9 protein-coding genes are annotated in these 13,957 nt (G+C 74.6%); 3 read left to right on the plus strand and 6 right to left on the minus strand.

Features of this window, described 5'->3' with window-relative positions:
- Positions 1 to 86: 86 nt before the first annotated feature.
- The 6 genes from typA to ABD353_RS24080 all read right to left on the minus strand — a co-directional run bounded on the left by typA (position 87) and on the right by ABD353_RS24080 (position 11,738).
- The gene (gene typA, locus ABD353_RS24055) at positions 87 to 1,991 is read right to left on the minus strand and encodes a translational GTPase TypA (RefSeq protein WP_344625736.1); all 1,905 of its coding nucleotides are present in this window, start codon (positions 1,989 to 1,991) and stop codon (positions 87 to 89) included.
- Positions 1,992 to 2,235: 244 nt separating this feature from the next.
- A complete protein-coding gene (locus ABD353_RS24060) occupies positions 2,236 to 3,984 on the minus strand; it encodes an ABC transporter family substrate-binding protein (RefSeq protein WP_344625737.1) in 1,749 nt (582 codons plus the stop codon).
- Positions 3,985 to 4,117: 133 nt separating this feature from the next.
- Positions 4,118 to 6,658, minus strand: coding sequence for a SpoIIE family protein phosphatase (locus ABD353_RS24065; RefSeq protein ID WP_425555234.1), 2,541 nt, complete (start codon positions 6,656 to 6,658; stop codon positions 4,118 to 4,120).
- Between the two features lie 501 nt (positions 6,659 to 7,159).
- Entirely contained in the window at positions 7,160 to 9,829 is a 2,670-nt protein-coding gene (locus tag ABD353_RS24070; protein ID WP_344625738.1) for a SpoIIE family protein phosphatase, read from the minus strand.
- A 364-nt stretch (positions 9,830 to 10,193) separates the two neighbouring features.
- Positions 10,194 to 10,778, minus strand: coding sequence for a (deoxy)nucleoside triphosphate pyrophosphohydrolase (locus ABD353_RS24075; RefSeq protein ID WP_344625739.1), 585 nt, complete (start codon positions 10,776 to 10,778; stop codon positions 10,194 to 10,196).
- 147 nt (positions 10,779 to 10,925) lie between these two features.
- Entirely contained in the window at positions 10,926 to 11,738 is an 813-nt protein-coding gene (locus tag ABD353_RS24080; protein WP_344625740.1) for a methyltransferase domain-containing protein, read from the minus strand.
- A gap of 135 nt (positions 11,739 to 11,873) precedes the next feature.
- Between ABD353_RS24080 and ABD353_RS24085 the strand changes: the two genes are divergently transcribed.
- The 3 genes from ABD353_RS24085 to ABD353_RS24095 all read left to right on the plus strand — a co-directional run bounded on the left by ABD353_RS24085 (position 11,874) and on the right by ABD353_RS24095 (position 13,897).
- Positions 11,874 to 12,458 carry a pyridoxamine 5'-phosphate oxidase family protein gene (locus ABD353_RS24085; RefSeq protein ID WP_344625741.1) on the plus strand — a complete coding sequence of 195 codons (585 nt, stop codon included), beginning with the start codon at positions 11,874 to 11,876 and terminating at the stop codon, positions 12,456 to 12,458.
- Positions 12,459 to 12,749: 291 nt separating this feature from the next.
- Positions 12,750 to 13,433 (plus strand): RibD family protein, encoded by a 684-nt coding sequence (locus ABD353_RS24090; protein WP_344625742.1) that lies wholly within the window; start codon positions 12,750 to 12,752, stop codon positions 13,431 to 13,433.
- The gene (locus ABD353_RS24095; RefSeq protein ID WP_344625743.1) at positions 13,430 to 13,897 is read left to right on the plus strand and encodes a deaminase; all 468 of its coding nucleotides are present in this window, start codon (positions 13,430 to 13,432) and stop codon (positions 13,895 to 13,897) included. The genes ABD353_RS24090 and ABD353_RS24095 overlap by 4 nt, the downstream gene beginning before the upstream one ends.
- The last annotated feature ends 60 nt before the right edge of the window (positions 13,898 to 13,957 follow it).

Genomic DNA, 13,957 nt, shown 5'->3' on the forward strand with positions numbered 1-13,957 from the left:
GTCACGCACGATTACCGGACATCGACGGTGCTCCGGATACCGGACACCCCGGCCGTCCGATGCCGTGCCGAGGCGTACTGCGGGCGTCAGCCCTTCTTGGCGCGCGAGGCGGTGCGGCCGCGCTCCTTCTGGTCCAGGACGACCTTGCGGATGCGCACGGTCTCCGGGGTCACCTCGATGCACTCGTCCTCGCGGCAGAACTCCAGCGACTGCTCCAGCGAGAGCTTGCGCGGCGGGACGATCGACTCGGTCACGTCGGCGGTCGAGGACCGCATGTTGGTGAGCTTCTTCTCCTTGGTGATGTTCACGTCCATGTCGTCGGAGCGCGAGTTCTCGCCGACGATCATGCCCTCGTACACCTCGGTGCCGGGGTCGGTGAACAGCACGCCGCGCTCCTGCAGGTTGGTCATCGCGAAGGCGGTGACCACACCGGCCCGGTCGGCGACCAGGGAGCCGTTGTTGCGGGTCGTCAGGGCGCCGAACCACGGCTCGTAGCCCTCGTGGATCGAGTGCGCGATGCCGGTGCCGCGGGTGTTGGTGAGGAACTCCGTCCGGAAGCCGATCAGGCCGCGGGACGGCACCACGAACTCCATGCGGACCCAGCCCGAGCCGTGGTTGGACATGTTGTCCATCCGGCCCTTGCGGATGCCCATGAGCTGGGTGACGGCACCCATGTGCTCCTCGGGCACGTCCACGGTGAGGCGCTCGACCGGCTCGTGGGTCTTGCCGTTGACCTCGCGGGTGACCACCTGCGGCTTGCCGACGGTCAGCTCGAAGCCCTCGCGGCGCATGGTCTCGATCAGGATGGCCAGCGCCAGCTCACCACGGCCCTGCACCTCCCAGGCGTCCGGGCGCTCGGTGTCCAGCACGCGCAGCGACACGTTGCCGATGAGCTCGCGGTCCAGGCGGTCCTTCACCTGGCGGGCGGTGACCTTGCGGTCGACCTTGGCGCCGGACTTGGCGTCCGCGCCCTTGCCGGAGCCGCCCTTGCCGACCAGCGGCGAGGTGTTGGTGCCGATGGTCATCGAGATGGCCGGCTCGTCCACCGTGATCAGCGGCAGGGCGATCGGGTTCTCGGTGTCGGCCAGGGTCTCGCCGATCATGATGTCGGAGATGCCGGCGACGGCGCAGATGTCGCCCGGGCCCGCCACCTCGGCCGGCTTGCGGGTGAGCGCCTCGGTCATCAGCAGCTCGGAGATGCGGACGTTCTGGATCGAGCCGTCGCGCTTGATCCAGGCCACCGTCTGGCCCTTGCGCAGCTCGCCCTGCTCGACGCGGAGCAGCGCGATGCGGCCGAGGAAGTTGTCGGCGTCCAGGTTGGTGACGTGCGCCTGCAGCGGGGCGGCGTCGTCGTAGACCGGCGCCGGGACGTGCTCCAGGATGGTGGAGAAGAACGGCTCCAGGCTGGTGGAGTCGGCCGGGACGGTGCCGTTCTCCGGCTTGGTCAGCGAGGCGACGCCGTCACGGGCGCAGGCGTAGACGATCGGGAACTCGATCTGGTCCTCGTCCGCGTCCAGGTCCAGGAACAGGTCGTAGGTCTCGTTGATGACCTCGTCGATCCGGGCGTCCGGACGGTCGGTCTTGTTGATGCAGAGGATGACGGGCAGCCGCGCGGTGAGCGCCTTGCGGAGCACGAAGCGGGTCTGCGGCAGCGGGCCCTCGGAGGCGTCGACCAGCAGGACGACCGCGTCCACCATCGACAGACCGCGCTCGACCTCGCCGCCGAAGTCGGCGTGGCCCGGGGTGTCGATGATGTTGATGGTGATCGGCGCGCCACCGTCCTTGGGGTGGTACTTGACCGCGGTGTTCTTCGCGAGAATGGTGATGCCCTTCTCGCGCTCCAGGTCGTTGGAGTCCATCATGCGGTCGTCGAGCTGCTGGTGGGCGGCGAAGGCGCCGGCCTGCTTCAGCATGGCGTCGACCAGCGTGGTCTTGCCGTGGTCGACGTGGGCGACGATGGCGACGTTACGGATGTCGTTGCGCGTGGGCATGCGGAGCGGAATCTCCCGGTTCGTGGGTTTCGGCGCCCGGCTGCGTGACGCCGACTTGCGATCCCTGTCGATCGCGGCCGCCCGTTCCCGCCTGCTACTACCGGTCCACCCGCCGGGCACACCATGCCACGGCTCCTCCTATGGTACGGGGATTCGTGTCAAGGGCCGAAACGGCCGGTGGCACCGGGTGCAAGATCACATCGCGCCGCGGGACCGGCCGTACCCGTCCGATGCCCCGCGCCGGTCACTCCTGCCGGAAGCCGACGTCCTGGTACCGCGGGGTGGTGAAGCCGTACGCGCCGGCGCCGGCCACCCCGTTGCGGACGGCCACCAGGTCGGGGCGGCGGTAGAGCGGGACGACGTCGGCGAGCTGCCACAGCCGGGCGTCGGCCTGCTGGAGCAGGCCCTGCCGGGCGGCCGGGTCGAGTTCGCCGGCGGCGCGGTCCAGCAGCCGGTCGATCTCCGCGGTGCCGCCGCGGCCGTAGTTGCGGCCGACCACCGGCAGACCGTCCGGGCCGGGCCGCGGCTTGGCGTACAGCGGCCGGGTGTCGGAGGGGTAGGCGCTGGCCGGCCAGGAGAACAGCGCGAGGTCGAAGTCGCCCTTGGCGAGGTGGTCGGTGACGAAGGTGTCCACCGGGACGGGCTCGGCGGCGACCGCGATCCCGGCCGCGGCGAGGTCGGCGGTCAACGCGTCGGCGGTGCGGCGGGCGGTGGTGGAGCCGTCCGGGATGAGCAGGGTCAGCGCGAGCTTCTTGCCGTCCTTGCTGCGGGTGCCGTCCGAGGAGGCCCAGCCCGCCCGGTCGAGCAGGGTACCGGCGGCGGCCGTGCCGAGCGCCCCGCTGTTGTCGTGGTAGCCGTCCTGCCCGGCCACCAGCAGGTGGTTGCCGAGCGGGACGGCGCCGAGGCCGAGCGGGCCGAGCGCGGCGGTGGCGGTCTTCTGCCGGTCGACGGCGCGCGCGACGGCCTGCCGGACGGTGGTGTCGGCCAGCGGACCGCGGGCGGTGTTCAGGGTGAGCTGGGTGAAGGCCGCGGCCGGCGCCCGGTGCAGGGTGAGGCCGGGCAGCGTCTCGGCCCGGTGCAGGGCGTGCGCGGAGGCCTCGACCATGGCGGCGGCGTCCGGCGGCGCGGCGGCCGTGGTGCCCTCCGGGACGGCCCGGTCGACGGAGGCGGTGACGGCGGCGATGTCGAGCTCGTCCTTGGCCAGCGCGTCCAGGCGGCCGGCGGCGGGGACGGCCAGGAAGTCGATCTCCTGGGCCTTCGCCGGGTCGCCCCACCAGCGGGGGTTGCGGGTCAGCACGGCGCGGCCGGCGCCCTTGTCCCAGCCGGTCAGCACGAACGGCCCGGCCGAGGTCCGGAAGCCGCCGTCGAGCGGCTGGTTGAAGGCGTCCGCGGTGGCCGTCCGGGCCGCCGGGTACAGCGGGGAGAAGAGCGAGCGCCAGTCCGCGTACGGCTGCTTGAAGACCACCTTCACCTCGTGCGGACCGCTGCCCTGCTCGACGGAGGCGATCGCGTCGTAGCCGGCCGGGCGGTCGCTGCGGAAGGCCGGGTCGGCGCCGGACAGCGCCTTCCACTGGGCGGTGAAGTCGGCGGCCGACAGCGGCGAGCCGTCGCTCCACACCGCGGCGGGGTTGAGCCGGTAGGTGACGGTCTGCGGGCTGCGGCCGGCCGGGGTGGACTCGGCGCCGGCCAGGTAGTCCGGGTCCAGGGTGGCGCGGCCGCGGTCGTCCAGCCGGAACAGGCCGGGCAGCAGGGCGCGGGCGATCAGCTCGGAGTCGGCGTCCGCCGCGGGCTGGTAGACGTTCAGGGTGGCCGGGACGGCGTCGACCGCCCAGCGCACGGTGCCGCCGTCGCGGGTGTGCGCGCGGTCCGCGGCGGTGACGTCGGAGGCGGCGGGGCCGTCCGGGGAGCCGCCCGTGCAGCCGGCGAGGCCGGCGGCCAGACAGAGGGCGGCGGCCGCGGCGGCGGCCCGGTCGGCGGCTCGGCTGGCGCGCATGCGCTCCTCCGTCGGGGTGTGGCCGGCCCGAGGAATCCGGGAATGCCCCAACGAAAGGCCATCGGCCGCGCCCGCCCGCAACGACACGGCGCCCGGGCGGACAGATCCACCCGGGCGGCGTAGGCCCTCGGGATCAGAGTGCCAGTTCGAACCAGACGATCTTGCCGTTGGGGGTGCGGCGGCTGCCCCAGCGTTCGGCCAGCAGGCTGACCAGTTGCAGGCCGCGCCCGCCCTCGTCGGTCTCCTGGGCCCGGCGCTGCCGGGGCTGCGCGTAGCCGTCGTCCCAGACCTCGCAGAGCACCGTGCGGTCCCGCATCAGCCGTAGCCGGATCTCGCCGCGGCCGTGCCGCAGCGCGTTGGTGACCAGCTCGCTGACCAGCAGCTCGGTGGTGTCGACCAGCTCGTCGAGGCCGCGGTTGATCAGCCAGTCGCAGGACCGCTCGCGGGCCCGGCCGACCGAGGTCGGCTCGGCGGGCAGCTTCCAGTCGCCGACCGAGCCCTCCGGCAGGGCCTGGACCTTGGCCATCAGCAGGGCGATGTCGTCCTCGCCGTGGTGCGGGATCAGCTCGTCGAGCACCTCGTCGCAGAGCTGCTCCAGGTGCTTGGAGCCGTGGGTGAGCGCGGCCCGGAAGGCCCGCAGGCCCTCGTCCAGCTGGTGCTTGCGGGACTCCACCAGGCCGTCGGTGTAGAGGCCGAGCACCGCGCCGTCGGGCAGCGTGATGGTGACCTCCTCGAAGGGCTCGCCGCCGACGCCGAGCGGCAGGCCGGGCGGCACGTCGAGCATCCGGGCCGGCTCGCCGGGGCTGAGCAGCGCGGGCGGCAGGTGGCCGGCGCTGGCGAAGGTGCAGCGCTGGGTGACGGCGTCGTACACGGCGTAGACGCAGGTCGCGAGGTAGACCTCGACGCTGCCCTCGCCGGAGGTGCCGCCGGGGTCGTCGTCGCCGAGGCCGCGGGCGATCTCGTCGAGGGCGCCGAGCACCTCCGCCGGGTCGAGGTCGAGCATGGCGAGGGTGCGCACCGCGGTGCGCAGCTGGCCCATGGCGACGGCGGCCCGCAGGCCGCGGCCCATGACGTCGCCGATGACCAGGGCGGTGCGGCTGCCGGGCAGCGGGATCACGTCGAACCAGTCGCCGCCGACCTCGGTGTTGTTGTTGCTGGGCAGGTAGCGGCGGGCGATCTCCAGGCCGGTGGCCGCCGGGTTGCCCGGGGGCAGCAGGCTGCGCTGGAGGATCAGCGCGCGCTCGTGCTCGCGCCGGTAGAGCCGGGCGTTGTCGACGCAGACGGCGGCGCGGGCGACGAGTTCCTCGGCGATGGCGACGTCCCGCGCGTCGAAGGGCTCGGAGCCGATCGCCCGGGAGAGCTGGACGAGGCCGAGCACCTGGTCGCGGGCGACCAGCGGGACGACCAGGGTGGAGCGCAGCAGCGGGTCGGGGCCGGGCTGCGGGACGACGCTGCGGCCGGTGCGCAGGGCGCGGGCGTGCGGGGAGCGCGGCGGGTAGCAGAGGGTGCCGCCGGCCTCGGCGACCGGGACGGCGCCCAGGCCCTCTCCGAGCACCGAGGAGGCGCCGCCGACGACGCTGGAGACGGCGACGCGGCGCAGTTCGCCGGAGCCGTCGAGCAGGCCGGGGCCGCCGGAGAGCGGGCCGGAGTCGCCGGAGAGGAGCGCGGTGTAGAGGTCGACGGTGGCGAGGTCGCAGAACTGCGGGACGATCACGTCCAGGAGTTCCTTGGCGGTGGTCTCCAGGTCGAGGGTGGACCCGATGTGGGTGCTGGCCTCGTTGAGCAGGGCGAGGCTGCGGCGGACGCCGGCGGCCTCGCGTTCGGCGACGTGCCGGCTGGTGACGTCCTGCACCTGGCCGGCCACGCCGAGCGGGGCGCCGCCGGGGCCGTTCAGCCGGAACAGGGCGGCGGACCAGCGGCGGCGGCCGTCGCGGGTGCCGGCGGCGGGGACGCCGCCGGCGAAGCGCAGGTCGAGGATCGGCTCGCCGCCGGCCAGCACCTTGCGCAGGGCGACCTGCAGCCGCTCGGCCTCGCCGGGGGCGAAGAGCTCGGCGGGGGCGAGGCCGGGGAGGTCCTCGGGGTCGCGGCCGACGCAGGCGGCGAAGGCCGGGTTGACCCGTTGCAGGCGCAGGTCGGGGCCGAAGAGGAAGAAGCCGGTCGGGGTCTGGCCGAAGACCGCCTCGGAGGCGGCGAGGCCGTCCTCGACGGTGCGCAGCCGGCCGACGTCGACGGCGAGGCAGGTGGCGCCGGCGGTGGGGCCGCTGTCGACGGGCATCAGGTAGAGCTCGGCCAGTCCTTCGCCGCCCGCGGTGTCGCGGTAGGGGGTGGTGCCCGTCCACTCCTCGCCGGCGAGGACGCGTTCGAGGCGGGCGCGGCCGCGCTGCCAGTGCTCGCGGGGGACGAGGGTGGTGATCGGGTCGGCGCCGAGGGCGTCGCCGGCGGGTACGCCGAAGAACTCGGCGGCGCGGCCGCTCCAGTGGCTGATCCGGCCGTCGGGGCCGATCGCGAAGGTGGCGACCCGCAGGTAGCCGTAGATCGAGCCGGGTTCGCCGGGGCCGCGACCGCCGGCGTCGCCGCGCGGGGAGACGCCCTCGTCGTCGGGTGCGCCGGGCTGTCCGGGCACGGCGGCATGACCGCTGCTGCTCGGCGCCTGCGGCGCCGGAATGCTGTTCAACGGACCGACCCCTCCAACCAGTGCCCATCCGGATGTCGAGAAGACCGAGTATTCATCATCCGGGTGCGAGCGCACACGCCCCCGAGCATCACAACATCGAATCGGGGGAGGCCCGCGCGGTGCTCCTTACCCGGCCGTCGCTGTTCGAACCGGCCTGGCCTGCACGGATCGGGCGGTTCGGTCAAGAGCCGGGTCGGACATGGCTGCGTCGTGCACGGATCTGGCAGGATCGATCTGCCGTGTGTCTCGAAAACGCCTACGGATTCGGGCATTTCATCACATGACACATCATCAGCGCCAGCCCGCCGGAACAGCCGTCCCGCCGTGTTCCCCCGCAGGTCGCGCGGCGGTCGCGGGGGTGTCGCCCGGGGGCCGGGGGAACCGCGCGGAGCGGACGCCGAAGTCGGAAAAGTCAGACTTTATGGGTCCGCCTGCCGGACGCCGTCGCCACCGTCCGCACCGGTGCGCCTGCGCCGCGCACGGCGACCGCGGGCGACCGTCCTACTCCTCCGAGTAGTCGCCCTCGGGGTCGTCCGGGGAGAGCTCGAACCAGACGACCTTGCCCATGCCCTCGGCCCGGGCGCCCCAGCGCAGCGCGAGGCGGCGGACGAGCTCCAGGCCGCGGCCGCCCTCGTCGGCCTCGGCGGCGTGCCGCTCGCGGGGCGGGTCGGGCAGCGGGTCGCTGATCTCCACCAGCAGCATCTCGCCGAGGGTGAGGCGGACGCCGATCGGTGCGCTGGCGTACCGGACGGAGTTGGTGACCAGCTCGCTGACCAGCAGTTCGGCGGTGTCGGTGAGGTGCTCGGCACCCCACTCGGCGAGGGTGCCGCGGACGAGGCGGCGGGCCCGGGAGACGGCGGTCGGCTCGGCGGGCAGCGTCCAGCCGGCCGTCGGGGTGCCGGCCTCGCCGTGGCTGAGCCGGGCGAGCAGCAGGGCCACGTCGTCGGGCTCGCGGCCCTGTTCCATGGTGTCGAGCACGGCCTCGCAGGCCTGCTCGATGGAGGCGTAGGGCTGTTCCAGCACGCTGATCAGCCGGCCGAGGCCGACGTCGAGGTCCTTGTCCCGGGACTCCACCAGGCCGTCGGTGCACAGGGCGAGCAGGGTGCCCTCGGCCACGTCCAGCTCGACCGATTCGAAGGGCACGCCGCCGACGCCGAGCGGGGCGCCGGAGGGCAGGTCGAGGACCTGGCCGACACCGCCGGGCAGCGGGCCGCCGGCGGCCGGGGCGGGGCCGTCGCCGTCCTTGGGCACCACCAGGACGGGCGGGATGTGGCCGGCCTTGGTGACGGTCAGCCGCCGCCGGACGGGATCGAAGACCGCGTACACGCAGGTGGCGAGGAGCGCCTCGTCGGGGCCCTGGGCGAGGTCGTCGGCCAGCTCGTGGACGTGCCGCAGCAGGATCTCCGGCGGCAGGTCGAGGGCGGCCAGCACGCGGACGGCGGTGCGCAGCCGGCCCATGGTGGCGGCGGCCCGCAGGCCGTGGCCCATGACGTCGCCGACCACCAGGGCGGTGCGGTCGCCGGGCAGCGGGATCACGTCGAACCAGTCGCCGCCGACCTCGGTGCCGCTGCTGCCGGGGACGTAGCGGTAGCCGACCTCGACGCCGGTGGGCTGCGGGACCTGCTGGGGCAGCAGGGTGCGCTGCAGGGTGAGGGCGGCGGTCCGCTCGCGGGCGTAGAGGCGGGCGTTGTCCAGCGAGCTGCCGGCCCGGTCGGCGAGTTCGACGGCGAAGGCCAGGTCGTCGCGGTCGAAGCCCTCCCGGTAGCCGGCCCGGCTGACCACCAGCAGGCCGATGACGATGCCGCGGGCGCGCAGCGGGACGACCAGCCGGGAGTGCACGCCGAGCTCGTGGGCGGCCTGCGCCTTCGGGTCGCCGGGGTAGCTGAGGTCCTCGGACTCCTCCTTGCCGCTGAGCAGCTCGGGGATGCCGGTGCGCAGCACCCGGCCGAAGGTGGACTCCTCGGTGAAGGTGATCCGGGCGCCGCGGCGGAGCATCACCTCGACCTCCGGGCCGTCCTGGACGGAGGCGGTGCCGAGCTGCAGCAGGGAGGTGCGGCGGTCGTGGCCGTGCCGGGGCAGGTCGTCGCCGTGCGCGACGGCCTGCAGCAGGATGACGGCGGAGTAGTCGGCGAGCCGGGGCACCACGGCGCCGGCGAGCTCCTGGGCGATCCGGGAGGCGTCGAGGAGGTCGCCGATCCGGGAGCCGAACTCGTTCAGCAGGGAGAGCCGGCGGCGGGCGTGCTCGACCTTGGAGACGGCCCGGTAGCGCTCGGTGACGTCCATGACGGTGCCGGAGATGCCGAGCACCCGGCCGGCCCGGTCGGTCATCCGGCTGTAGGAGATCGAGCGGAAGCCGGAGCGGGCGGTGACCGGTGCGGCGAGGGTGACGTCGATGACCGGCTCGCCGGTGGCGAGGACCTGCCGCTGGATGGCGGTGATCTCGTCGGCGGCCCGCTCGGGGAGGGTCTCGCCGGTGGTGCGGCCGACGTGGTCCTCCATCGGGACGCCGTTCATCTCGGCGAGGGTGCTGTTGACGGCGGTGTAGCGCAGCTCGGTGTCGAGGACGGCGATGCCGAGCGGGGACTGCTCGAAGAGCGCGTCGCGGACGGCGAGGTCGCGTTCGACGGCGGCGACGGTGCGGGCGTCGGCGAGCGCCACCTGGAGGAAGGGCGTGCCGTCGCCGTCGACGAGCAGTGAGATCCGCACCTCGACGGGGACGTTCACGCCGTCCCGGTCGGAGAGCCGGGTGATGCCGTGCCAGCTGCCGATCCGCAGCGTCTCCTCGATGGCCAGCCGGGCCTGGCCGATCAGCTCGGGGTCGTCGATCAGCTGGTCGATCCGGCGGCCGACCAGGAGCTCGCTGGGCCAGCCGAGCATGTCCTCGGCGGCGGGGCTCCAGAGCACCACCCGGCCGGAGGTGTCGAGGATCGCGATGGCCACCTTGACGACGTCGAAGAGGCTGCCGCGGGCCGGCTCGGCGACCTTGGCGCCGGCGGCGGGGGTGCCGGGGAACGGCAGGATCGGGCGGCCGCGGGGCGAGGCGTTGGGCGGGATGTCGCGGGGCTGCGGTCCGGGCCGGGCCTGCTCGGCGGGGCGGGTGCGGCCGCCGCGGCGCAGCCGGGCGCGGGCGGCGGCGGTGCCTGCTGCGGCGCCGGTGGTACGGCCGGGCACGCCGGGGGTGGCCGTGCGCTGCGATCCGCGCCGGGGGAGGCGACGGGCCCGCCGCTCTCCCCCGCCGTTTCCCGTGGTCGACACCGACGGCGCCTCCGGCTCGTGGGCTGGGCACCGCGGCCGGGGCCGGGTGCGGGAGGGGTCGGCGGGGCGCCGCCGCGCCCCGCCGGTCCCGATGAATTCTGCCGAACTGTGACATACCCCATGCAATGGGTTGATATCCCGGCAAGCGGGTCGACTTTCCGATTCGGCCGCGATCCGGCGGCTGCGGTTCGGCTGCGTGGAGCAATCGGCGGCAAAACGGCCCCACCGGTCCCGTACCCGGTCCGGGGGCGGCTCAGCCCCGGACCGGCCGGCTGCGGGCTCAGTCCTCGGCGAGCAGCGCGGCGACGTGCGGGAGGACCTCACGGTCGTGGGCGAGCCAGTCGACGTCGTCGAGTTCGCCCGGGCCGAGCCAGCGCAGCTCGGAGTGGTCGGCGAGCGGGCGGGGCTCGCCGGAGAGCAGTTCGGCGGCCCAGATCCGCAGTTCCAGGCCGGCCCGCACCGACCAGCTGCCGGGCAGCGGGCGCAGCGCGCGGGCCCGGATGCCGAGCTCCTCGGCGAGTTCGCGTTCCAGGGCCTGCTCCTGGGTCTCGCCGGGTTCGGCCTTGCCGCCGGGGAACTCCCAGTAACCGGCGACCTCGGGGGGCGAGTTGCGGCGGGCGGCGAGCACCCGGCCGCGGTGCACCAGGGCGCCGCCGACCACGTACCGGACCTCGGGCCGTTCCTGCTGCGGGGTGTCCGTCCGCTGCGGGGTGCGGGGTTCGACGGCCTCGACCCAGTACAGCTGCTTGTGGCCGCGGGCCTCGAACTCGGCGGCGAGCGCCTCGGCCTCGGCCCGGCCGAGCCCGGTGGCGACGAGGTAGCGGTTGCCGTTGTCGTCCTGCCGCATCACCCGGTGATCGTCCATGCCGCCACCGTAACGGGCCCGGCCCGGTGGGGGACAGGCCGGACCCGAGCGCCGACCGTAGGCCGCCATTGCTACCGGCCGGTACAGGAGTGGTTAACGGCGGGTAAGACGGTGGGCACCCACCGCGGCGGCGCCCACCGTCACCGCTCAGCGGCGGGCGAGCAGTTCGCCGTGCAGGACGGCGAACCAGCCGTCCGGGTCGGCGGCCCAGCGGCGCCAGCCGGCCGCGATCCGGGCCAGGTCGCCGGCGTCGGCCAGGCCCTCGGCGAGGGCGGTGGCGGCGGTGGCGGACCGCTCGGTGCGCTCGGCCCAGGTCTCGCCCCACCACTGCCGCCGCTCCGGGTCGGCGAAGGTCCAGCTGCCGGAGCCGGCGGTGAAGTCGGTGAACCCGGCGGCGCGGGCCCAGGCGGCCAGCCGGCGGCCGGCGTCGGGCTCGCCGCCGTTGGCCCGGGCGATCCGCCGGTACAGCGCGGACCACTCGGCCAGCTCCGGGAGCTCCGGGTACCAGGCCATCGCGGCGTAGTCGGCGTCGCGGACGGCGACCAGGCCGCCGGGTGCGGTGACCCGGCGCATCTCGCGCAGGGCGGCCACCGGGTCGGCGACGTGCTGGAGCACCTGGTGGGCGTGCACCACGTCGAACGCGCCGTCGGCGTACGGCAGCCGGTGCACGTCGGCGACCTCGAAGACCACCGTGCCGATCCCCCGTTCCGCGGCGTGCGCGGCGGCCTGCGCGAGCACCTCGGCGGAGGTGTCGACGGCGACCGTCCGGCCGTCGGGGCCGAGCCGTTCGGCCAGGTCGGCGGTGATCGTGCCCGGCCCGCAGCCGACGTCCAGCAGCCGCTGCCCGGGGCGGAGTTCCGGCAGCAGGTAGGCGGCGGAGTCCGCGGCGGTGCGGCTGCGGTGCGAGCGCAGTACGGACTCCTGGTGGCCGTGGGTGTAGGCGGCCCGACGGTTCGTCATGTTCGGCTCCTCTCGGCTCCTCACGATGCCGCCGAGCGTAGACCCGTCTCGCTTGACGAGAAATATCGTCCCGCTATTCAAGATGATGGAGCGTCGGCGTGGCCACCGCAGGGGCCTTGTGACGACAATCGGAGCATGGGAAAGACGTACGAACGCATCGACGGCCGGCTGCGCGCCTTCATCGAGAGACAGCCGGTCTTCTTCACCGCCACCGCTCCGCTGGCCGGCGACGGGCACGTCAACCTGTCCCCCAAGGGCCGGGCCGGCACGCTCGCCGTCCTGGACGAACTCACCCTGGCCTACCTGGACTTCGGCGGCAGCACCGCCGAGACCCTGGCCCACGTGCGGGAGAACGGCCGGATCACGCTGATGTGGTGCGCCTTCGACGGCCCGCCGACCGTGGTGCGGGTGCACGGCCGCGGCGAGGCCGTCTTCCGCGACGACCCGCGCTTCGCCGAGCTGATCGGGCACTTCGACCCGGCGGCGGACGGCTCCGCGCTGCGGGCCGTGGTGCTGGTGCACGCCGAACGGGTCAGCGACTCCTGCGGGTTCGCCGTGCCGTTCATGGACTACCGCGGCGACCGGGAGCTGCACGCCCAGTACTTCGACCGCAAGACCGACGAGGAGTTCGGCGTCTACTGCGAGGGCAAGGAGTACGTCGGCACCAGCATCGACGGCCTGCCCGCGCTGCCGCTGCCGCTGCCGCCGCGGACCGGCTGAGGGCCCGCGGAGGCGGGGGCGGCGGCGACGGGGACGGAGGCGAGCACGAACGCGGCCGCGGCGAGCGCGAGCGGACGGTGACCGGACACGGGTGGTGGGCCCTTCGACGGGGTTGGGCGAGGACCGGACCAGGGTGGGGGCCGTACCCGAACTCCGGCCGTACGGCACCCGGCCGAACGGCGAACGGCACCGCTCGAAGAACGTACGCAGGATGCCGTGGACATGGCCGGTCACCTGGTCGTACGGGCGGTGACCGTACGGTGGAGCGGTAGCCGACAGATCGGAGACCCCGTGTCCCGCCGCCCGTACGTCCTGCTGAGCGCCGCCGTCTCACTCGACGGCCACCTCGACGACGCGTCACCGGAGCGGCTGCTGCTCTCCAACCCGGCGGACTTCGACCGGGTGGACGAGGTCCGGGCCGGCTGCGACGCACTGCTCGTCGGCGGCACCACGCTGCGCCGCGACAACCCGCGACTGCTCGTCAACTCACCCGGGCGGCGGGCCCGGCGGGTCGCTGACGGCCGCCCGGAGTACCCGCTGAAGGTCACCCTGACCGCGAGCGGCGGCCTCTCGCCCGCGCTCAACTTCTGGCACACCGGCGGCGCCAAGGCCGTCTACACCACCGACGCCGCCGCCCCCGCACTGCGCGGCGCGCTCGACGGGCTCGCCGAGGTCGTCGCGCTCGGCGCCGAGGTCGGGCTCGGCGCCCTCCTCGACGACCTGGGCGGCCGCGGCGTGCAGCGGCTCATGGTCGAGGGCGGGGGCAGCATCCACACCCAGTTCCTCGCCCAGGGCCTCGCCGACGAACTCCAGCTCGCCGTCGCCCCGCTGCTGGTCGGCCAGCCCGGCGCCCCCCGCTTCCTCGGCCCGGCCGACTACCCGGGCGGACCCGCCCGGCGGATGCGGCTGCTGGAGGCACGTACGGTGGGCGACGTCGTCCTGCTCCGCTACGCCCCGAAGGAGTCCGCCCCGTGACCAGCGACGCCGTCCCCGGCACCGACCTGTACTGGCTCGCGCGCGCCGTGGAGCTCTCGCGCCGCTGCCCGCCCTCCGCGACGGCCTTCTCGGTCGGCGCGGTGGTCGTCGGCGCCGACGGCGAGGTGCTCGCCGAGGGCTACAGCCGCGAGGTGGACGAGAAGAACCACGCCGAGGAGGCCGCGCTCGCCAAGCTGCCGGCCGGCGACCCGCGGCTGCGCACGGCCACCGTGTACAGCTCGCTGGAGCCGTGCGGGCAGCGCGCCTCGCGGCCGCGCACCTGCGCCCAGCTGATCGTCGCGGCCGGGGTGCCGCGGGTGGTGGTCGCCTGGCGCGAGCCGGACCTCTTCGTGCAGGCCTGCCAGGGCACCGCGCTGCTGGAGGCGGCCGGTGTGGAGGTCGTGGAGCTGCCGGAGCTCGCCGGGCCGGCCCGCGAGGTCAACGCGCACCTGCTGGGCGGCTGATCCGGCCCGGGCCGTCCGTCCCGGCCCGCTTCGGCGGCACTTTTGTATCCTGGAGAGACA

The organism is Kitasatospora arboriphila, assembly GCF_039528095.1.
In the GTDB taxonomy this organism is placed as follows: Bacteria; Actinomycetota; Actinomycetes; order Streptomycetales; family Streptomycetaceae; genus Kitasatospora; species Kitasatospora arboriphila.

Bases quoted from the DNA above. Each gene is read 5' to 3' on its own strand.
- typA (WP_344625736.1), bottom strand. From the start codon at position 1,991: ATGCCCACGCGCAACGACATCCGTAACGTCGCCATCGTCGCCCACGTC.
- ABD353_RS24060 (WP_344625737.1), bottom strand. From the start codon at position 3,984: ATGCGCGCCAGCCGAGCCGCCGACCGGGCCGCCGCCGCGGCCGCCGCC.
- ABD353_RS24075 (WP_344625739.1), bottom strand. From the start codon at position 10,778: ATGGACGATCACCGGGTGATGCGGCAGGACGACAACGGCAACCGCTAC.
- ABD353_RS24080 (WP_344625740.1), bottom strand. From the start codon at position 11,738: ATGACGAACCGTCGGGCCGCCTACACCCACGGCCACCAGGAGTCCGTA.
- ABD353_RS24085 (WP_344625741.1), top strand. From the start codon at position 11,874: ATGGGAAAGACGTACGAACGCATCGACGGCCGGCTGCGCGCCTTCATC.